At 59.6% G+C, this 18,538-nt stretch carries 21 protein-coding genes and 1 tRNA gene; 16 read left to right on the top strand and 6 right to left on the bottom strand.

Annotation, left to right across the window (positions count from 1 at the left end):
• The first annotated feature begins 5 nt into the window (after positions 1-5).
• The 3 genes from QVG21_RS00870 to QVG21_RS00860 are packed head-to-tail and all read left to right on the top strand — an operon-like array spanning position 6 to position 2,529.
• On the top strand, positions 6-998 hold the full coding sequence (locus tag QVG21_RS00870) for an energy-coupling factor ABC transporter permease (protein ID WP_287921196.1): 993 nt from the start codon (positions 6-8) through the stop codon (positions 996-998).
• On the top strand, positions 995-1,804 hold the full coding sequence (gene cbiQ / locus QVG21_RS00865) for a cobalt ECF transporter T component CbiQ (protein WP_287921195.1): 810 nt from the start codon (positions 995-997) through the stop codon (positions 1,802-1,804). The genes QVG21_RS00870 and cbiQ overlap by 4 nt, the downstream gene beginning before the upstream one ends.
• Positions 1,801-2,529: an energy-coupling factor ABC transporter ATP-binding protein gene (locus QVG21_RS00860; protein WP_287921193.1), complete on the top strand. Its 729-nt coding sequence runs from the start codon at positions 1,801-1,803 to the stop codon at positions 2,527-2,529. Before cbiQ ends, QVG21_RS00860 begins: the two co-directional genes overlap by 4 nt.
• A 44-nt stretch (positions 2,530-2,573) precedes the next feature.
• Here the strand turns inward: QVG21_RS00860 and QVG21_RS00855 are convergent, their stop codons facing one another.
• Positions 2,574-3,761: a glycosyltransferase family 4 protein gene (locus QVG21_RS00855; protein ID WP_287921191.1), complete on the bottom strand. Its 1,188-nt coding sequence runs from the start codon at positions 3,759-3,761 to the stop codon at positions 2,574-2,576.
• 452 nt (positions 3,762-4,213) lie between these two features.
• Between QVG21_RS00855 and yajC the strand changes: the two genes are divergently transcribed.
• The 4 genes from yajC to QVG21_RS00835 all read left to right on the top strand — a co-directional run bounded on the left by yajC (position 4,214) and on the right by QVG21_RS00835 (position 5,539).
• On the top strand, positions 4,214-4,531 hold the full coding sequence (gene yajC / locus QVG21_RS00850; protein WP_251213547.1) for a preprotein translocase subunit YajC: 318 nt from the start codon (positions 4,214-4,216) through the stop codon (positions 4,529-4,531).
• Between the two features lie 19 nt (positions 4,532-4,550).
• Positions 4,551-4,808 (top strand): TIGR03905 family TSCPD domain-containing protein, encoded by a 258-nt coding sequence (locus QVG21_RS00845; RefSeq protein WP_251213546.1) that lies wholly within the window; start codon positions 4,551-4,553, stop codon positions 4,806-4,808.
• Positions 4,809-4,999: 191 nt separating this feature from the next.
• Positions 5,000-5,260 (top strand): GlsB/YeaQ/YmgE family stress response membrane protein, encoded by a 261-nt coding sequence (locus tag QVG21_RS00840; RefSeq protein WP_251213545.1) that lies wholly within the window; start codon positions 5,000-5,002, stop codon positions 5,258-5,260.
• Between the two features lie 12 nt (positions 5,261-5,272).
• Positions 5,273-5,539 (top strand): hypothetical protein, encoded by a 267-nt coding sequence (locus tag QVG21_RS00835; protein WP_251213544.1) that lies wholly within the window; start codon positions 5,273-5,275, stop codon positions 5,537-5,539.
• A gap of 62 nt (positions 5,540-5,601) precedes the next feature.
• Here QVG21_RS00835 and QVG21_RS00830 read toward each other — a convergent pair.
• Positions 5,602-5,672, bottom strand: a tRNA-Gln gene (locus QVG21_RS00830).
• Positions 5,673-5,763: 91 nt separating this feature from the next.
• Here QVG21_RS00830 and nhaD point away from each other — a divergent pair.
• Positions 5,764-7,095, top strand: coding sequence for a sodium:proton antiporter NhaD (gene nhaD / locus QVG21_RS00825; protein ID WP_251213543.1), 1,332 nt, complete (start codon positions 5,764-5,766; stop codon positions 7,093-7,095).
• Between the two features lies 1 nt (position 7,096).
• On the opposite strand, the gene QVG21_RS00820 is transcribed toward nhaD, so the two are convergent.
• Entirely contained in the window at positions 7,097-7,471 is a 375-nt protein-coding gene (locus QVG21_RS00820; protein ID WP_287921187.1) for a thioesterase family protein, read from the bottom strand.
• A 108-nt stretch (positions 7,472-7,579) separates the two neighbouring features.
• Between QVG21_RS00820 and QVG21_RS00815 the strand changes: the two genes are divergently transcribed.
• The 5 genes from QVG21_RS00815 to QVG21_RS00795 all read left to right on the top strand — a co-directional run bounded on the left by QVG21_RS00815 (position 7,580) and on the right by QVG21_RS00795 (position 14,005).
• Positions 7,580-8,152: a DUF4294 domain-containing protein gene (locus tag QVG21_RS00815; RefSeq protein ID WP_287921185.1), complete on the top strand. Its 573-nt coding sequence runs from the start codon at positions 7,580-7,582 to the stop codon at positions 8,150-8,152.
• Positions 8,153-8,216: 64 nt separating this feature from the next.
• A complete protein-coding gene (gene ffh / locus QVG21_RS00810; RefSeq protein WP_287921183.1) occupies positions 8,217-9,548 on the top strand; it encodes a signal recognition particle protein in 1,332 nt (443 codons plus the stop codon).
• A 124-nt stretch (positions 9,549-9,672) separates the two neighbouring features.
• On the top strand, positions 9,673-10,554 hold the full coding sequence (gene era, locus QVG21_RS00805; RefSeq protein WP_287921181.1) for a GTPase Era: 882 nt from the start codon (positions 9,673-9,675) through the stop codon (positions 10,552-10,554).
• Between the two features lie 70 nt (positions 10,555-10,624).
• The gene (locus tag QVG21_RS00800) at positions 10,625-12,616 is read left to right on the top strand and encodes a tetratricopeptide repeat protein (protein ID WP_287921179.1); all 1,992 of its coding nucleotides are present in this window, start codon (positions 10,625-10,627) and stop codon (positions 12,614-12,616) included.
• A gap of 18 nt (positions 12,617-12,634) precedes the next feature.
• The gene (locus QVG21_RS00795) at positions 12,635-14,005 is read left to right on the top strand and encodes an MFS transporter (protein WP_251213535.1); all 1,371 of its coding nucleotides are present in this window, start codon (positions 12,635-12,637) and stop codon (positions 14,003-14,005) included.
• A 73-nt stretch (positions 14,006-14,078) separates the two neighbouring features.
• Here the strand turns inward: QVG21_RS00795 and QVG21_RS00790 are convergent, their stop codons facing one another.
• The 3 genes from QVG21_RS00790 to QVG21_RS00780 all read right to left on the bottom strand — a co-directional run bounded on the left by QVG21_RS00790 (position 14,079) and on the right by QVG21_RS00780 (position 16,679).
• The gene (locus tag QVG21_RS00790; RefSeq protein WP_287921176.1) at positions 14,079-15,215 is read right to left on the bottom strand and encodes a glycosyltransferase; all 1,137 of its coding nucleotides are present in this window, start codon (positions 15,213-15,215) and stop codon (positions 14,079-14,081) included.
• A 134-nt stretch (positions 15,216-15,349) separates the two neighbouring features.
• Positions 15,350-15,883, bottom strand: a complete 534-nt coding sequence (locus QVG21_RS00785) for a ferritin-like domain-containing protein (RefSeq protein WP_287921174.1) — start codon at positions 15,881-15,883, stop codon at positions 15,350-15,352.
• A 64-nt stretch (positions 15,884-15,947) separates the two neighbouring features.
• Positions 15,948-16,679, bottom strand: coding sequence for an acyl-[acyl-carrier-protein] thioesterase (locus tag QVG21_RS00780; RefSeq protein WP_287921173.1), 732 nt, complete (start codon positions 16,677-16,679; stop codon positions 15,948-15,950).
• A 90-nt stretch (positions 16,680-16,769) separates the two neighbouring features.
• Between QVG21_RS00780 and QVG21_RS00775 the strand changes: the two genes are divergently transcribed.
• The 3 genes from QVG21_RS00775 to QVG21_RS00765 all read left to right on the top strand — a co-directional run bounded on the left by QVG21_RS00775 (position 16,770) and on the right by QVG21_RS00765 (position 18,536).
• A complete protein-coding gene (locus QVG21_RS00775; RefSeq protein ID WP_370527329.1) occupies positions 16,770-17,381 on the top strand; it encodes a hypothetical protein in 612 nt (203 codons plus the stop codon).
• A 168-nt stretch (positions 17,382-17,549) separates the two neighbouring features.
• A complete protein-coding gene (locus QVG21_RS00770; protein WP_251213530.1) occupies positions 17,550-18,263 on the top strand; it encodes a DUF2975 domain-containing protein in 714 nt (237 codons plus the stop codon).
• Positions 18,264-18,305: 42 nt separating this feature from the next.
• Positions 18,306-18,536 (top strand): helix-turn-helix domain-containing protein, encoded by a 231-nt coding sequence (locus tag QVG21_RS00765; protein ID WP_251213529.1) that lies wholly within the window; start codon positions 18,306-18,308, stop codon positions 18,534-18,536.
• The last annotated feature ends 2 nt before the right edge of the window (positions 18,537-18,538 follow it).

Below are 18,538 nucleotides of genomic sequence, written 5' to 3'. Positions count from 1 at the left end.
ACACCATGCACATGTCCGACGCTTTGGTCTCGCCGACGGTGGCTGCCGTCGCGGGAGCCGCTTCGCTGGTGCTGCTGGGCACGGCGGTCCGCAAACTGCGCCCGGCGCGGAGCGGACTGCACACCGATGCGCTGCACAGCGAACGCATCGTGCCGCTGATGGGGGTCATGGGAGCCTTCGTCTTTGCGGCGCAGATGATTAACTTCGCCGTTCCGGGCACCGGGTCGAGCGGCCATATCGTAGGCGGCATCCTGCTCTCGGCGATATTGGGACCGTGGGCGGCGCTGCTCACCCTCTCGTCGGTGCTGATTCTGCAATGCCTGCTTTTCGCCGACGGCGGATTTCTGGCCCTGGGCTGCAACATATTCAACATGGCGGTACTCTCGTGTCTGGTGGCCTATCCGCTCGTATTCAAGCCCCTGATGCGTCCGGACGCCACGCCGGGCCGGATTTTCGCGGTGTCGGTGCTGGCATCGGTGGCGGGGCTCGAACTGGGCGCGCTGGCCGTGACGCTGGAGACCGAAGCCTCGGCCATCACGGCGCTGCCCATCGGGAAATTCCTGCTTTTCATGCTTCCCATCCACTTAGCCATCGGTATCGGCGAGGGGCTCGCTACGGGAGCCCTGCTCTGCGCGGTGAGACGCTACCGCCCGGAACTGCTGGCCGGAACCGAACCGCAGGAGCAGCCGGCCAAGCGCCGTTTCGTCCGAACGCTGGCGGCCATCGCCGTGGCGGCGCTGCTCGTGGGCGGTTCGTTCTCGTGGCTCGCTTCGTCGCAGCCCGACGGGCTGGAATGGTCGCTAAGCCGAACGGCCGGAACCGCCGAAATGGCCCCGGCGCCCGACGACCTGCACCGCACGGCCGCCGCCATTCAGGAGACCACCGCCGCCCTGCCCGACTACGGCACCACGACGGCCGGGCTGGTGGGCTGCGGCGTGCTGCTGCTGGCCGCATGGGGCGGCACGCAGCTGCTGCGCACGCGACGCAAAAGGGCATGAAAAACAGCCTGCAAAATGCCCTCTGCGCACTCGACGCGCTGGAACGGAACGCCCGGACGGAGAGCCCGATGCACCGGCTCGACGCCCGGGCGAAACTGCTTGCGACGACGGTCTATTTGGTGACGATGCTGTCGGTGCCGCTCCCGCAGCTGTCGGAAATCCTGCTCTATGCGCTCTTTCCGATGGCGACGGCGACGCTGGGCGGCATGCGGCTCGGGCCGCTCCTGCGCCGCTCGCTGGCGGTACTGCCGTTCGTGGCGCTGATAGGCATCTTCAACCTGCTCTACGACCGCACCCCGGCTCTGCGGATAGGAACGCTGACCGTAACGGAGGGCGGCATCGAATTCGCCGCGATTCTGCTGCGGGGCATCCTCTCGATGGCGGCGCTGCTGGTGCTGATAGGCACCACGGGATTCTACGCCCTCTGCCGGGCCATGCAGCAATCAGGAATCCCCCGCTTTCTGACGGTACAGCTGCTGTTCGTCTACCGCTACCTGCGGGTTCTGCTCGAAGAAGCGCTGGCCATGTCGCGGGCCTGCGACGCCCGCAGCTTCGGCCGCAAACACCCCGCCCTGCGGGTGTGGGGCACGCTGGTGGGGCAACTGCTGCTGCACACCTTCGACCGGGCCGAACAGATACACCGGGCGATGCTGGCCCGCGGCTTCACGGGACGCATACCCGACTGCACGGCCGGGAAGCCGCGCTGGCGACGCGCCGACACCGCCTTTCTGACGGGCTGGAGCCTTGCACTGATCGCCGCGCGCTGGAGCTATCCGGTAGAAACCCTGACACGTCTTTTCCGATGAGCCACCACTACCTGCAATTCGACCGCGTCGGCTACCGCTATCCGGGCGGCCACGAAGCGCTGCACGGCGTTTCGCTGCGCATTACGCACGGCGAAAAAGTCGCCCTCGTGGGCGCGAACGGCACAGGGAAATCGACCCTGCTGCTGCTTGCGGCGGGACTGCTGCTGCCCACCGACGGCGAAGTGTCGGTCGGCGGAATCGGCCTGACGCCCCGCACGCTGCCGATAGTGCGGCAAACGGTGGGACTGGTCTTTCAGAACCCCGACCACCAGCTGTTCATGCCGACCGTGGAAGAAGACGTGGCGTTCGGCCCGGCGAACATGGGACTGACGCCGGAAGAAATCGAAGCCCGCGTCACGGCGGCGCTCGAATCCGTGGGCGCCCTGCACCTGCGCAAGGAATCGCCCTGCCGCCTCTCGGGCGGGCAGAAACGCAGCGCGGCAATCGCCACGGTGCTGGCCATGGAACCCTCGGTGCTGGTGCTGGACGAACCCACCTCGGACCTCGACCCGCGGGCCCGGCGGCAGACGCTCGAACTGCTAAAACGTTTTAGCCACACGATGCTGGTAGCCACCCACGACATGGAAATGGCAAGGGAACTCTGCCCCCGGATGATTGTCCTGCGCGACGGAGAAATCGCAGCCGACGGAGCGGCCGAAACCCTGTTCCGCGACACGGACCTGCTGGACGCCTGCGGCCTGGAACCGCCCTGCCGGATGCGCTGACGGCCAACAAAAAAGCAGGCGCCGAAGCAACCTGCCTGAAACTGTCATATCCGGTCGAGAAGATGCTGGAACCAAAGGAAGACGCCCCGCCGCTCGAACTGCGAGACCCGGCCCAACCGCAACAGGAAGCGGTAGAAACGATTCCTGCGCCGCTCGTTCCATCGCACGAAATAATAGAGCCCGAAAGTGACCAGGAAACTCAGCGCGACGACGGCATAGAGCTGCACCTCGACCGAAGCCCCCGCGGCATACAAGGCCCAAAGGCACACGACGACCGCGGCGTTGAGCGAAAGGATGCAGAACGTGGTGCCGATATGCGAAAACCCGAGGTCGATGAACAAATGATGAAGGTGCGTCTTGTCGGGATGGAACGGCGAAACATGCCGCCGCACGCGCGCCGACATGACGCGCAGGGTATCGAACACGGGCACCGACAACACGGCGAGCGTGAACGGGATGAGCCCGAATCCCCTGGCGGCGAAAACCGCACCCAACGACCGGGCGTCCAGAGTATGGATGACGAAAATCGACATGACCAACCCCATGACGAGCGTACCGCCGTCGCCGATGAACATCCGCGAACTCTTGCCGAAAACGTTGTGGAAGAAGAACGGAATCAAAGCCCCGACGCAGACGATGGCGAGCAGGACCATGACCAAATCGCCTGCGAAGAAGAAAAAAGTGCCGAAAATCAGACACGCCATGATGCAATAACCCGACGAAAGGCCGTTAACCCCGTCGATGAGGTTGATGGCGTTGATGATGCCGACGGCGGCGAAGACCGTGAGCAGCGCGCTGCACCACCAGCACGGGATGGCGCCGATACCCCAAAGCCCATGGAAATGGCTGATACTGAAACCGCCTGCGACGACGAGCAGCACCAAACAAAGCACCTCGACGAAGAAACGGAACCCCGGCGACAGATTCAGAATATCGTCCATGGTCCCGATATAAAGCATCAGGGTCATGGCCGCCATGATGATCGGCAGCTGCGAAGAATCGAAGAACGGGCTGACGATGCCCAACCCCAGCGAAATGCCGAAGAAGACGGCGCAGCCGCCCAGCACGGGAACGGGACTGCGCTGCAGCTTGCGGAAATCGGGATTGTCGACAATCCCCTTGAGGTAAGCCAGCTTGACCAGCCGCGGGTGAATCCAGCACACCGACAGAAACGCCACGACGAACGGAATCAAAGGCAAGAGTCCCTTGTATGTCAGAAAAATCTGGCTCATAGGCCGCAGCACGGTATACGGTTCGACTTAGGTAACCTGCAACTATTCCGCCAACCGGACGGCTCCGCGGCGGAATCCGGCCCGAAACACCCGCTTCAGACCTTCCGCACGGACCCGCCCCGGAGAGCGGCGGAAAGTGCAATTTGTCAACAAATGTAACGCATTTCAAGCAAGTTACCAAAAAAATTCCGCCGGGGAACCGCGAACGCAGAAGTCGAAACCGAGCAAACAACTGACAAACAAACGATTACAAACCGAATATATTTTTAGCGGCAGGCCACACTTGGGAAACGAGCCGCTTGCACCCGTATCCGGCAAAGGGATACCGACTGTTCCGAACGGGTGAATCTGTACCCGGAATCGCCGATGAGGGGGTGCGGATTTCGGGAAATCCCGAAAATATTGTTATATTTGCCCAAGCAAAACCAGAAACAACAAAACAAAAAAGAGTTATGATGAATTTCCTCCAGGCGATGCCCGCCGAACCCCAACCCGGATTTTTCCAGCAATACAGCTTCCTGATCATGATCGGCCTGATGGTGCTGGTGCTGTGGCTCTTCATGTGGCGCCCCGAAGCCAAACGCCGCAAACAGATGCAGGCGTTCCGCGACGGACTGAAAAAAGGCGACAAGGTAATCACGGCAGGCGGAATCTATGGCACGGTCAAGGAAGTGAAAGAGACCTCGCTGCTTATCGAAGTGGACAGCGATGTGACCCTGCGCATCGACAAGAACATGGTGGTGGCCGACAACAGCAACCAACAGAAATAAGCCATCCGCACGGCACGACATGAACAAGAAAATAAGTTATGCCTGCGCAGGCACCTGCTCGAAACAAGTGGACATCGAACTTGAAGACGGCGTAATCCGCCACGTAGCTTTCACGGGCGGCTGTCACGGCAACACGCAGGGTATTGCGGCGCTGGTGCGCGGAATGCGCGCCGAAGAAGCCGTCGCCCGCCTCAAAGGCATCGACTGCCGCGGCCGCGGCACCTCGTGCCCCGACCAACTGGCCAAAGCATTGGAAGAAGCAGGCCACGAAGAATAAACACCTCTGATAATAGGGCCGCCCGCTGGGCGGCCCTGTCTGTTCCGCAAGGTATCAACACGTTCACCCGCCCCGATGGAGAATGAATCCATCGGGGCGGGGCACGTATTGCCCCTGTATTTTTACCCGTCCGGCGAATTGGGGAACGGAATTTGCAACGAAGCAGACGTTAAGTCAAAAAAACGAAAACTATGTATTTTCTGTGGTATCTCTTAATCGGTCTGGCGGCCGGATGGATCGCCAACCTGATCGTCAAGGGCGACGGCTCGGGCCTCGTCATCAATCTGATCGTAGGTCTGATCGGCGGTGTGCTGGGAGGCTGGATCTTCTCGTGGTTCGGGTGGGTACCCGTAGGCACGCTGGGCAGCTTCCTGACCTCGATTGCCGGAGCTGTCGTTCTGCTGTGGATCGTCTCGATGATCACCCGACGAAGAAAACATGTTGAACGGTAAAAAATCAAGACAATGAACGACACGAAGAACAGCTGGGAAAACCGGCAAACCGAAAAACAGTTCGGCGACAAACTCAACCAGGCCACCGACTGCAAGAACAAGACCGAACAGACCGCCGACAAGATGAAAAACGGCGTGGAAAACGCTGCCGACCGCATGGGCAACACGGCCCGCAAGGTAGGCGACAACATCAAGCAGGGCGCGGAAAAGACCGCCGACAAAATCGGCCAGGCTGTCGACAAGACCGCCGACCGCCTGCAGGGCAAAAAGAACTATTGACAGTTCCGGCCCGAAAACGAAGCGGAGACCCGACGCCGGGTCTCCGCTTCTGCTGAAAGGAGTTGAGCTGCCAGGACTCGAACCTGGAACGACAGAACCAAAATCTGCTGTGTTACCATTACACCACAGCTCAATCGCTGCTCGAAAGCAGTTGCAAAGGTAATCAAAAAAACGCAATATCCAAGAAACGCATCCGAAATCACGCACCCCCGAAATCCTGAACCATGCTTGCAACCCTCATCGCGATTTTCTGCGCGGGCTACCTGCTCATCGCGCTGGAACACAAAATCGGAATCAACAAATCGGCCGTGGCGCTGCTGATGTGCGGCGCGCTGTGGGCCATATTCAGCCTGGCGGGCCACGACCCGCAAATCGGCGCGCAGCTGACCGCCCAGCTGGGCAGCACGTGCGAAATACTGGTCTATCTTATCGGCGCGATGACCATCGTGGACCTGATAGACACCCACGGCGGATTCAACGTCATCACGTCGCGCATCCGGACCCGCAGCAAACGACGGCTGCTGTGGCTGCTGGTGGTCATCACGTTCTTCATGTCGGCCGTGCTGGACAACATGACCACGGCCATCATCATGATCATGCTTCTGCGCCGGATTATCGACGACCGCCGCGAAAGGTGGATATTCGCCGCACTGATTGTGGCGGCGGCCAACAGCGGCGGCGCGTGGTCGCCCATCGGCGACGTGACGACGATCATGCTGTGGATGCGGGGCAACGTCACGGCCGGGCCGCTGATGTACGGACTGCTGCTGCCGTCGCTGGTCTCGGTGGCGGTGCCGACGGCGATAGCGATGCGCTACGTAAGCCGGGGCGAAACGGCGGCGACGACGGAACCCGCAGCGGCGCCCCTGCCGCAAGGAGTGGACAGCCGCATGAGCCACACGATACTGGTGACGGGAGTAGCGGGACTGCTGTTCGTACCTGTCTTCAAGGAACTGACGGGACTGCCGCCCTACATGGGGATGATTATCGCCCTGGGCGCAAACTGGGCGCTGACCGAAATCCTCTACGACCGCAAACGCGACATGGAGGAATCTATCCAGAACCGCGTGTCGAAAGTGGTCAAGCACATCGACATGCCGACGATTCTGTTTTTCCTGGGAATTCTGATGGCGGTGGGAGTGCTTCAGAGCGCAGGCATCCTGACGGGGATGGCCCAATGGTTCGACAAGCACCTGCATGAACCCTACGCCATTGCAGGACTGATCGGCATCCTGTCGTCGGTCGTCGACAACGTACCGCTGGTAGCGGCCTGCATGGGCATGTACCCGGTGGCGGACGCCGCGACGGCAGCGGCGAGCGCCGACCCGGCATTCATGCAAGGCTTCGTAACCGACGGCCTGTTCTGGCACCTGCTTTCGTACTGCGCCGGAGTGGGCGGCAGCCTGCTTATCATCGGCTCGGCGGCAGGCGTGGTGGCGATGGGACTTGAAAAAATCGAATTCGGATGGTACCTGCGCAAAATATCGCCGCTGGTACTGGCGGGCTACTTGGCGGGCATGCTGGCAATCTGGCTCCAGCACCTGGCAGGTCTGTAACCTACCGGACCTTGGCGAGGAACCGCGCGCGGTCGACGACGAAACGCACGTGGGTACCCTCGCCGATAAGCCCCTCGGCGTCGCGGGCCCCGACGGTGAAGGTGATTTTCCTCTCGTCGACCTCCGTGACGACGGCCGAAGCGATGACCTCGGTGCCGAGACCGGAGGGCTTGATATGGGTGACGTTCATCTCGGCGCCGACGGTAGTGGCCCCCTCGGGCAACGCCCCGGCGACTGCCAACATGGCGGCGTTCTCCATCAGCGCGACCATGGCGGGCGTGGCGAAAACGGGCATGTCGCCCGAACCCATGGCGGCGGCGGTATTCTGCGGCGTCACCGTCGTGCGGCTGACGGCCGTAAGTCCTTTTTCCAACATGATGATTTCCGTATTGGGAACGAATTGATTATTTTTGCATGGACCGGCCCGCGCCGCCGAAGATGCACGGCGCGGACAGCCCGACAAAGATAACTAAATTTACGGACCATGAAAAAGCTGCTGCTGCTTTTGTGCGTGCTGTGCGCCGCGCAGCCGGAACTCCGGGCGCAAGGGGGCCGCGGCTATCTTTACCAGGAATGGACCGTGGAACAGGGCGACTCGACGCCGCTGATCCATGTGGCGCCCGTCCCCGTTTTCCAACGCCCGGCCGACCTGCGCCGCTACCGCCGACTGGTCGACGCGGTGAAGAAAGTCTACCCGATAGCGAAAACCGCCCGGGCCAAGATGGCCGAAATGGAAGCCGAACTGCTGCGCCTGCCGACGAAAAAGGAACAGAAAGCCTACATCAAACAAGTCTACGACGAAATCAAGGACGAATACACGCCCGTACTGAAACACATGACCCGCACGCAAGGGCGCGTACTGCTGAAACTTATCGACCGCGAAACCGACCGCACGGCCTACGACGTACTGCGCGAATTCCGCGGCGGATTCGTGGCGGGATTCTGGCAGGGCATCTCGAAAATCTTCGGGCAGGACCTCAAGTCGGCCTACGACAAGGAGGGCGAAGACCGCATCATCGAACAGATCGTAGCCTACTACGAAGCGGGCCTGCTGTAAAGTCCGGAGCGGATTTGCAGGCGTACGATTTTCTGCTTACCTTTGAAGCCAAATTGGGAAAACCATGTTTGAAAACCTGACAGACAAACTCGAACGGTCGTTCAAGATACTCAAAGGCGAAGGCCGCATCACGGAAATCAACGTAGCGGAGACGCTCAAGGAAATCCGCCGTGCGCTCATCGACGCCGACGTGAACTACAAGGTAGCGAAGACCTTCACCGACACGGTGAAGCAAAAGGCGCTGGGTCAGAACGTACTGACGGCGGTGAAGCCGGGGCAGATGATGACCAAGATAGTCCGCGACGAACTGGCCCTGCTGATGGGCGGCACGGCGACGGACGTGAAGCTGGAAGGCACGCCTGCGGTGATACTGATTGCGGGTCTGCAAGGCTCGGGTAAAACGACTTTCTCGGGCAAGCTGGCGGCGCTGCTCAAGAACAAGAAAGGGCGTCAGGTACTGCTGGTTGCAGGCGACGTCTACCGCCCTGCGGCCATCGACCAGCTGAAAGTGCTGGGCCAGCAAATCGGTGTGGAAGTCTACACGGAAGAAGGCAACAAAAACCCGGTCGAAATAGCGCAGAACGCCATCAAACACGCTCGGCAGAAAGGCCACAACGCGGTAATCGTCGACACGGCGGGCCGCTTGGCGGTGGACGAGGCGATGATGGAAGAGATAACGGCCATCAAGGCGGCGGTGAATCCCTCGGAGACGCTGTTCGTAGTAGATGCGATGACGGGCCAGGACGCTGTGAACACGGCCAAGGAATTCAACGACCGGCTGGATTTCGACGGCGTGGTACTGACCAAGCTGGACGGCGACACGCGCGGCGGTGCGGCGATTTCGATCCGCTCGGTGGTGGACAAACCGCTGAAATTCATATCGAGCGGCGAGAAGATGGACGCCCTGCAAGTATTCCACCCGGAACGCATGGCCGACCGCATTCTGGGCATGGGCGACGTGGTGTCGCTGGTAGAACGCGCGCAGGAACAATTCGACGAAGAAGAAGCCCGGAGACTGAAGAAGAAAATCGTCAAGAACCAATTCGACTTCAACGACTTCATCGCCCAAATCCAACAGGTGAAGAAGATGGGCAATCTGAAAGACATAGCCTCGATGCTGCCGGGCATGGGCAAGGCACTCAAGGACATAGACATACCGGACGACGTATTCAAACAGACCGAGGCGATCATCGGCTCGATGACCCCGGCCGAACGAGCACAGCCCGAAATCATCAATGCCCGCCGCCGCGAACGCATAGCCAAGGGCAGCGGCACGACGATGGCCGATGTGAACCGGCTGATGAAACAATTCGAGCAGACGCGCAAGATGATGAAGACCGTGGCGGGCGGCAACCTGCGGATGCCCAAATTCCCGGGCGGGATGATGCGGAGGTAAACGACCGGACCGACAAGAAACGGCGGCTTTTCCTGCGATGGGGAAAGCCGCCATTTTTAAGGCCGAATAAGAAAAATCCGCAGAAAATAACTACCTTTGGAAGATAAAAACGCGAGATAAGGAAATGCACAAATCGGGCTTTGTAAACATCATAGGCAACCCCAACGTAGGGAAATCGACGCTGATGAACGCGCTGGTGGGCGAAAAACTCTCGATCATCACCTCGAAAGCGCAGACGACGCGCCACCGCATCATGGGCGTAGTCTCGGGCGACGACTTCCAAATCGTCTACTCGGACACGCCGGGAATTCTGAAACCGAGCTACAAACTACAGGAGTCGATGATGAAATTCGTGACGGGAGCCCTGACCGACGCCGACGTGATTCTGTATGTGACGGACACGGTGGAACAAGGCGACCGCTCGGAAGAAATCGTAGGCAAAATAGCGCGGAGCGGGATACCGACCATCGTAGTGGTGAACAAGATAGACCTCACGACGCCCGAAGCGCTGGAAGCGCTGGTCGAAAAATGGCACGCGGCACTGCCCGAAGCGCAGATAGTCCCGGCGTCGGCCAAGGAACGATTCAACATCGAAGGACTTTTCAAGACGATATTGGACCGGCTGCCCGAAGGCCCGGCGTTCTATCCGAAAGAGACGCTGACGGACAAGACCCTGCGCTTCTTCGCGTCGGAAATAATCCGCGAAAAAATCCTGCGCAACTACGACAAGGAGATACCCTACTGCTGCGAAATCGAAATCGACAGCTACAAGGAAGAACCGGCCATCGACCGCATAGCGGCGACGATTTATGTGTCGCGCGAATCGCAGAAAGGGATACTTATCGGCCACAAGGGCGAAAAACTCAAGCGCGTAGGCCAGGCGGCGCGCGAAGACCTGGAACAATTCTTAGAGAAGAAAGTATTCCTGCAACTGTTCGTCAAGGTGAACGACGACTGGCGCAACAACCCGCGGCAGCTGCGCCGCTTCGGGTACGAACAGGAATAATTCATAATTAAAAATTGGCCGATGACCGGCAAGAAAATAAAACGCCGGAAAAACACGTTGTACGAATAAGATGCGGAAAATCATCACATTCATCATGCTGGGCATGGCGCTGCTGAGCGGCCTGCGGGCCCGGGCGCAGTACAACCGGGAGTATTTCTTCTGGATGGGCCAGCGCTGCATGATGGACAACAACTACCGCGAAGCCATCCGCACGCTCAACACCCTGCTGCGGTTCGATGAAGACGCCTACGAAGGCTACTTCCTGCGCGGAATAGCGAAGTACAACCTGGACGACCTGATAGGCGCCGAAGCGGACTTCACGACGGCCATCGCCAAAAACCCGGTCTACACCCAAGCCTACACCTACCGTGCGGTGACGCGCTCGCGACTGGGCAACTACGACGACGCGCTGCAAGATTTCCGCGAAGCCATCGACCTGCGGCCCGACCTGCCGGGACCCTATTACAGCCGGGGCGTGACGCGCCTGCTGAACCAACAATTCACCGAAGCCATCGAAGACTTCGACAAATTCATCCGCCAGGAAAACAAGGTGGCCGACGCCTTCATCTGCCGGGGGCTGAGCTACCTGCATCTGAAAGACACGCTGCGCGCCTACGAAAATTTCGACATGGCGATCCGCACCAACCGCGAAAACCCCAACGGCTACAACCAACGCGGCGACCTCTACATGCACCAACGCCGCTACCGGGAAGCGGAAGCCGACTTCGACAAAGCCATCGCCTGCGATTCGGCCTACCTGCTCTCCTACTTCAACCGTGCGCTGGTCTACTCGTCGACGAACCGTCCGACGCAGGCGCTGGCCGACTTCGACAAAGTAATCGAACTCGACACGCTCAACTCGCTGGCCTACTTCAACCGGGCGATGCTGCGCGCGCAGGTGGGCGACTACAACCGAGCGCTGGAAGACTACGACCGGGTAGCGGCCTACTCGCCGAACAACGTACTGGTCTACTACAACCGTGCGGGGGTTCACACCCAATTGGGCGAAATCGAAAAAGCGGTCGAAGACTACACCTCGGCCATCCGGCTCTACCCGGACTTCGCGAACGCCTACATCTACCGCGGCCGCCTGCGCGAACTGCTGCGCGACCCCAAGGGAGCCCGCGCCGACCGCAACACAGCGCAACGCAAGATAGCGGAATACCGCACGCGCCTGAACGACAGCACCTACTCGATATACGCCGACACGACGCAGCGCTTCGACCGCCTGCTGTCGTTCGACACCCGGCCGGCCGGCGCCGACTTCGACAAGATGGCGGGCCGCACGGGCGGCCGCGACGAAATGCGCCTGCTGCCGCTGTTCAAATTCACGCTGATGCGCCCCGACACGCTGCCCAAACCCGCACGCCACCACCAGCAACGGGTCGAAGACTTCCGCCGCAGCATCGGCAACCCCTATCTGGTGCTCTCGTGCCGTGTGAGCGACCTGCACCCCGACACGCTGCTGCTGCTCGACAAACGCTGCACGGAACGGCTGAAAACGGCCGACCCGACGTGGAAAGACTACTTTGAACGCGGCGTGACCCAATCGCAGATCAAACAATACACCAACTCGGTGAACACCTACTCGTCGGCCATCGAGATGAACCCGACCAACCCGTTCCTCTATCTGAACCGCTCGACGACGCGGGCCGAAATGATCGACTTCATATCGTCGATAGACAACTCGTACCAACGCATCACGATAGACGCGGACCCGGCGAACCGGCTGAACAACAACCCGAAACGTACTTACAGCTACGACGAGGCGATAGCCGACCTGAACAAGGCGGCCAAACTCTACCCCGAATTCGCCCACGCCTACTACAACCGGGCGAACCTGCGGGCCCTGTCGGGCAACCTGCCGGAAGCGTTCGAGGACTACACCAAGGCCATCGGACTGAACCCGTGGTTCGCGGAAGCCTACTACAACCGCGGAATCGTCCAACTCTACATGAAAGACACGCGCAAAGGGTGTCTGGACCTCTCGAAAGCGGGCGAACTGGGCATCGAAGAAGCCTACGAAATACTCAAACGCCATGCACCCCATGCAAAGAACTAACATCCAAAAAGATAACAAATGACAGCAACAATCCAACGCAAACTCAACGATTCGGCGGCAGCACGCTGGACGGCGCTGATACTGATCGCGTCGATGATGTTCTTCGGCTACATGTTCGTGGACGTGATGTCGCCGCTCAAATCGCTGGTCGAAACGGCCCGCGGCTGGGACAGTTCGACGTTCGGCACCTATGCGGCGTCGGAGTACTTCCTGAACGTATTCGTATTTTTCCTGATATTTGCGGGCATCATCCTCGACAAGATGGGCATCCGCTTCACGGGCCTGCTGTCGGCGGGACTGATGGTGCTGGGCGCGACGGTCAAGTTCGTGGGCATCACGGACTGGTTCCAGACGACGCAGCTCTGCGGCTGGCTCGACAGCTGGTGGACCTCGTTCCCGGGCAGCGCGAAGATGGCCTCGCTGGGCTTCATGATCTTCGGCTGCGGATGCGAAATGGCGGGCACGACCGTCTCGAAAGCCATAGCCAAATGGTTCCAGGGCAAGGAAATGGCGCTGGCGATGGGCCTTGAAATGGCCATCGCGCGGCTGGGCGTCTTTGCGGTGATGTGGCTGGCCCCGATGATCTCGAACAAATTCGACCAATCCATCGTGGCCCCGGTAGGCTTCTGCACGGCGCTGCTTGTCATCGGCATGCTGTGCTACGCAGTATTCGTCGTGATGGACAAGCAACTGGACAAACAGCTGATAGCGGCCGGGGAACTGAAAGAAGAAAAATCGTCGGACGAAGAATTCCACATTTCAGACCTCGGACAGATATTTTCGAGCAAGATGTTCTGGCTGGTGGCCCTGCTGTGCGTACTCTACTACTCGGCGATATTCCCGTTCCAGCGCTATGCCCCGAACTACCTGGAGGTGACGCTGGGCGTGGACGCCGAATCGGCCGCGCGGCTGTTCAGCTGCTTCCCGATACTGGCGATGATTCTGACGCCGTTCCTGGGGGCGCTGCTGGACTTCCGCGGCAAGGGGGCGACGATGCTGATGATAGGCGCCATCATCATGACGGGCTGCCACCTGTGCTTTGCGTTCCTGCTGCCGCTCTTCCCGTCGCAATGGCTGGCGCTGACGCTGGTGGTGACACTCGGCGTATCGTTCTCGCTGGTACCGGCGGCGCTGTGGCCGAGCGTACCGAAAATCATCGACGAAAAGATACTGGGCTCGGCCTACTGCCTGATATTCTGGATACAGAACATCGGCCTGTGTCTGGTGCCGCTGCTCATCGGCAAGGTACTCGACGCGACGGGCGGCTACACGACGCCGATGATGATTTTCTCGTCGTTCGGGGTGCTGGCGTTCATATTCAGCTTCTATCTGAAACTCGAAGACCGGAAGAAAGGCTACGGTCTGGAACTGCCCAACATCAAGAAATAAACGGGGCGGACAAAAACGAGCCGGGAACCTTGCGGAAAGGTTCCCGGCTTTTTCGTAACGGCTTGCTTAGCGGCTACCGCACCATATTATAAAGCTCGGCAATGCGGCTGCACATCTCCTCCCACGAAAAACGGCGCCGTTCCTCGATGCAATTCTCGCGAAACCGCTCCAAGACCCCGGGTGCGTAGATACGCTCGATAGCGTCGGCCACCCCCTCGGCCGAGGGCGGGCAGACGCAGCCCACCCGACCGTCGGGCACGATTTCGGCGAGCCCGCCGACGTCCGTGACAATCATGGGCGTACAGAACTGGTAAGCAATCTGCGTGACGCCGCTCTGAGTAGCGGTCTTGTAAGGCTGGACGACGCAATCGGCCGCCGAAAAATAGTATTTCACCTCGGCGTCGGGAATGAAACGGTCGTGGAGAATGACCTCGTCCTGCAATCCGAGCGCGGCGATCTGCGCCAGATAAGGCTCGGGCGAAGTATAGAACTCTCCGGCGACAATCAGCTTCCTGCCGCCGATGCGCCCCTCGCGCCGAAGCCGGGCCCACGCATCCAACAACAAATCCAACCCCTTGTAATCGCGGATGAGCCCGAAAAAGAGGGCGTAACCCACGGCCGGGTCGAGCCCCAACCTCACACAAGCCTCGCAGCGGTCGACGCGGCCGCCGAAATGCTCGAACAACGGATGGGGCGAAAAGAGCGCCGGAGCGTCGGTATAGGCCGCGAGCTCGCGGCGGACCTGCTCGGACATGTAAACGAACCCGTCGACGGACCGGAGGAAGAAACGGTTGAACGGCTTGTCGACCGCATGATGCTCGTGGGGCTCGACGTTGTCGATCTGACACAAGACTTTCGTATGGCCGTTGCCGCGTGCGATTCGGGCGATGGTACCGAAACACGGCGCCATGAAAGGCGTCCAATACTTCAACAGGACGAAATCGGGCCGCTCGCGCCGCAGCTGTCGCCCGACCCGCCACCAACTGAAAGGACTGACCGTATTGACGCACCGGACGATGGACAAATCGCCGGGCGGCGGAGTGTCGACCGTCTGGCTTTTACCGGGAAAAAGCAGGGAGGGATATTGCAGGGTGAAGGTGCGGACCGACACCTCGTCGCCCCGCCGCCGGAACGTCCGGGCCATGGTCTCCATGATGGAAGCCAACCCGCCCCGGTAAGGATGGGCAGGGCCAAGGATGGTGATTTTCATAGCGAATGCGTGCTTACTCTATGACAAAGATAACGCAAGGCGAGGGCAATGCCAAATAAATTTGGGTGCGGCCGAACCGAAAACAAAAACGGAACCTCCCGGGGGAGGCTCCGCGACGAAACGGGCAGCCGGCGCTACTCGTCGTGGGAATGGTGGTGCAGGGCGCGGGCGGTGTGCTTGCTGCCGGCGGCGGACTGGAGCGCGAGGTACTCCTCGCCGTAATCGGTGAGGTTCTGCAACTCGGTGCGGAACGTATCGAGGTGCTGCTCCTCCTCGACGATGATGTCCTGGAACATCTTGTGAGTGACGGCATCGTTGTGCTCGGCGGCGATACGCGAAGCCTGGTTGTAACTGTCGATGGTACTCTCCTCCAACTGCACGGCGAACTGAAGCATCTCCTTGACGTCGGTAATCTGCCGGGTGCGGAACGCGGCGTTCATGTCGACGTCGCCTTCGAGAAAGAGAATACGGTCGGAAAACTCCTCGATATGCCGCATCTCGGCAATCGAAATCTCGCGCATGATACGCGACAGATACCGGTAACGGGCATCCTCGAACCGGGTGTGGAAATACATGTACTGGAGCGACGTGGCGATCTCCTTGCCCACGGCGTCGTTCAACAGGTCGATGCTGACCTTGTACTTGCTCTTGACTTCGGTGGTTTCCATAAGTATGAAAAAGGTTTTGCAACGACGCTGCAAAACCCGTTCCATGTATCTGACTGAGCGACGACTATTTCCACTCGACGGCGGCCCGCACGGCCACGGCCCCTTCGCCGCTGCCGATCTCGAACAAAGCCCCCTCGTCGCGGAACTCGGCCCCGACGGTCAAAGTCTGCCCGAGACGGCACTCCCTGAGGAAATGGACGTCGAGCCGCACGGGAGCTTCGGAAGTGAGCCTTTCGACGGGCAGCATGTCGAGCATCATCTCGATGTAACGCATGGTATTGACATGGCGGTTGAAGTCGATGTCGCTGTAAACGACCTTGTGCTCGCACACGACCGACGGCTCGACGGCCCGGATTTTACGCGGCATGGCGGCCGGGGGCGGCGCGTCGACGATGGCGTCGGCATGGGCGTCGCCTACCCACGAAAGGTCGACCGCGGCGCGGGAAGCCAAGTCGATCATGGCCCACTGCGAAACGGCGCGCCCGAACTCGTGCCCCTCGGCGTCGGAGAGGACGAAATTACGCGTGGAAAGCACACGCCCGTAATCGCTGATCCACGTGGCGACGGTGTAATCGGCGTACTGCGCGGGGCGGCTGTCGAACTCGAACGCGATGCGCGAAAGGACCCACGAATGGTTGTCGGCATTCAAGGCATCGACGCCGAAACCCTTGCCGTGGGCATCGGTGCCTGCGGTATTGAGCACGGCGGAACCTAACGCGGGAATAGTCGCCCGCAAGGTGAAATCGACCTCCTGCGGCTCGATACGATAAGAATAGAGAGACTTCTGTGCCTGCATGACTTTGCGGGATAAGGATATACAAAGGTAGTGTTTTTTTCGTAACTTAGCGGCAGAAAACCCTCCCTTAAACAAATGCTTATGGAACTTCTGGAACCCAAGAAACTCAACTTTGCGGAGACGCTCAACGATGCGCTGACTATCGGAGTGAAGAACGCCCCGTCGATTATGGCGGCCGTGGCGCTGTGGCTGGTGACGATATGGATACCCTATCTGAACGTAGGCACCACCATCGCCATTACGCTGCTGCCTGCGGAACTGGCCAAAGGCAGCGTCATCAACCCGCTGGGAATCTTCGACAGCAAATACCGCCGCTGCATGGGCGAATTTCTGCTGACCTCGATACTGCAGATCATGGGCATCTATGCGGCGATGCTGTTCCTGTTCATCCCGGGCATCGTACTGGCCCTGTCGTGGTCGCTGGCCTACTACTATCTGCTGGAAAAAGGCAAAAACCCCATCGAAGCGCTCCGCGCGTCGAACACAGCGACCTACGGCAGCAAATGGACGATGTTCTTCATCAGTCTGATATTCGGCACAGCGGCGGTGATTGCAACCGGAATATGCGGAGCCGTCTGCGGAGCGATAGGCGTAAAAGCCATCACGTTCATAGTGACGCTGGTGGCAATCGTTGCGATAGCCTCGGTCTCGATGGCGCTGAAAGCCTCGTACTGGCGCCAGCTGAAAGACAACGCCGAATGACGGAACCGGTCTCGGGACTAACGAAGACGGTCGTCCGACCGTCTTTTTTTATGACTGCGAACCCTATTTTATCGAAAAACGATAAATATTATTTGTTTTTCAGAAATAAATCGTATCTTTGCTGTCGAAGGGTCCGCACGCGGACCGCAGAACCAAAACACACGGAACATGCAGAACAAGAAACCGTTCCTGCAACGCCTGCTGGCCATCTACATAGCGTTCTTCATTGCGCTGACGGCGGGGCTTGCGCTGGAATTCCTGCCCGGATTCAACCGGGGCTACGCCGACGGTGACGAAATAGGCATGAACCTGGCCCGCAATTGGGGCTCGGGAACGCCGCGGCTTATCTACATGCTTGAAAACATTACTATTGACGAAAGCCCCGAAAACGTCCTTGCCCTGCCGGAAAACCCGAACGTGAAAATCGACACGAAAATCCGCAAAATCGGGCTTGTAGTGGAACAGGAAGCACCCGGGACGTCGATAATAGGGCTGGCTTTCCGCTCGCTGGGCGGCAGCGGCTGGATTTATGTCTCGGTGATGCTGACCCTGCTGGCCTATCTGACGATAATCGCGCTGATGTTCCTGATTATAAACTCCGTACGCCGCTCGATCCGCGAAGAACGCACGCTGGACAAACGCAACGTATGGTACCTGCGTGCCATCGGCGGACTGGCCATAGCGACGGAACTGATGGACGGACTGGTCGTGTGGACGATGAACCGCCGGGCGGCCGAACTGCTGGCGGGAAGCCAGTACACCGTCGACACGGCGTTCCATCTCTCCTACTCGACAATCATCATCGGCATCCTGATAATCTTCGCGGCGGAAGTGTTCGCCATCGGGCAGAACCTGAGCGAAGAACAGAAACTAACCATCTGAACGACCATGACAATCCGTATGGCTATGAAAGGGGGGGGGAAAATGGCTATAATCATCAACATCGACGTGATGATGGCGCGCCGCAAGATTTCGCTCGGCGAACTGGCCGAACGCGTGGAAATCACCCCGGCGAACCTCTCGATTCTCAAGAACGGCAAGGCCAAGGCGATCCGCTTCTCGACCCTCGAAGCGATCTGCCGCGAACTGGACTGCCAACCGGGCGACATCATCGAATACCGCCCGGAAGAACCTGCAACGAAACAATCTTCCTAAAA

The organism is Alistipes sp. UBA6068 (genome assembly GCF_949428155.1).
Taxonomy (GTDB): domain Bacteria; phylum Bacteroidota; class Bacteroidia; order Bacteroidales; family Rikenellaceae; genus Alistipes; species Alistipes muris.
The sequence above is the reverse complement of the archived record's forward strand: the minus strand, read 5'-3'. Positions and strand labels throughout refer to the sequence as shown.

What these genes read in the sequence shown, in the direction of transcription:
- QVG21_RS00870 (WP_287921196.1), top strand. Translation starts at nt 6, where the DNA reads ATGCACATGTCCGACGCTTTGGTCTCGCCGACGGTGGCTGCCGTCGCG.
- cbiQ (WP_287921195.1), top strand. Translation starts at nt 995, where the DNA reads ATGAAAAACAGCCTGCAAAATGCCCTCTGCGCACTCGACGCGCTGGAA.
- QVG21_RS00860 (WP_287921193.1), top strand. Translation starts at nt 1,801, where the DNA reads ATGAGCCACCACTACCTGCAATTCGACCGCGTCGGCTACCGCTATCCG.
- QVG21_RS00855 (WP_287921191.1), bottom strand. Translation starts at nt 3,761, where the DNA reads ATGAGCCAGATTTTTCTGACATACAAGGGACTCTTGCCTTTGATTCCG.
- yajC (WP_251213547.1), top strand. Translation starts at nt 4,214, where the DNA reads ATGATGAATTTCCTCCAGGCGATGCCCGCCGAACCCCAACCCGGATTT.
- QVG21_RS00845 (WP_251213546.1), top strand. Translation starts at nt 4,551, where the DNA reads ATGAACAAGAAAATAAGTTATGCCTGCGCAGGCACCTGCTCGAAACAA.
- QVG21_RS00840 (WP_251213545.1), top strand. Translation starts at nt 5,000, where the DNA reads ATGTATTTTCTGTGGTATCTCTTAATCGGTCTGGCGGCCGGATGGATC.
- QVG21_RS00835 (WP_251213544.1), top strand. Translation starts at nt 5,273, where the DNA reads ATGAACGACACGAAGAACAGCTGGGAAAACCGGCAAACCGAAAAACAG.
- nhaD (WP_251213543.1), top strand. Translation starts at nt 5,764, where the DNA reads ATGCTTGCAACCCTCATCGCGATTTTCTGCGCGGGCTACCTGCTCATC.
- QVG21_RS00820 (WP_287921187.1), bottom strand. Translation starts at nt 7,471, where the DNA reads ATGTTGGAAAAAGGACTTACGGCCGTCAGCCGCACGACGGTGACGCCG.
- QVG21_RS00815 (WP_287921185.1), top strand. Translation starts at nt 7,580, where the DNA reads ATGAAAAAGCTGCTGCTGCTTTTGTGCGTGCTGTGCGCCGCGCAGCCG.
- ffh (WP_287921183.1), top strand. Translation starts at nt 8,217, where the DNA reads ATGTTTGAAAACCTGACAGACAAACTCGAACGGTCGTTCAAGATACTC.
- era (WP_287921181.1), top strand. Translation starts at nt 9,673, where the DNA reads ATGCACAAATCGGGCTTTGTAAACATCATAGGCAACCCCAACGTAGGG.
- QVG21_RS00800 (WP_287921179.1), top strand. Translation starts at nt 10,625, where the DNA reads ATGCGGAAAATCATCACATTCATCATGCTGGGCATGGCGCTGCTGAGC.
- QVG21_RS00795 (WP_251213535.1), top strand. Translation starts at nt 12,635, where the DNA reads ATGACAGCAACAATCCAACGCAAACTCAACGATTCGGCGGCAGCACGC.
- QVG21_RS00790 (WP_287921176.1), bottom strand. Translation starts at nt 15,215, where the DNA reads ATGAAAATCACCATCCTTGGCCCTGCCCATCCTTACCGGGGCGGGTTG.
- QVG21_RS00785 (WP_287921174.1), bottom strand. Translation starts at nt 15,883, where the DNA reads ATGGAAACCACCGAAGTCAAGAGCAAGTACAAGGTCAGCATCGACCTG.
- QVG21_RS00780 (WP_287921173.1), bottom strand. Translation starts at nt 16,679, where the DNA reads ATGCAGGCACAGAAGTCTCTCTATTCTTATCGTATCGAGCCGCAGGAG.
- QVG21_RS00770 (WP_251213530.1), top strand. Translation starts at nt 17,550, where the DNA reads ATGCAGAACAAGAAACCGTTCCTGCAACGCCTGCTGGCCATCTACATA.
- QVG21_RS00765 (WP_251213529.1), top strand. Translation starts at nt 18,306, where the DNA reads ATGGCTATAATCATCAACATCGACGTGATGATGGCGCGCCGCAAGATT.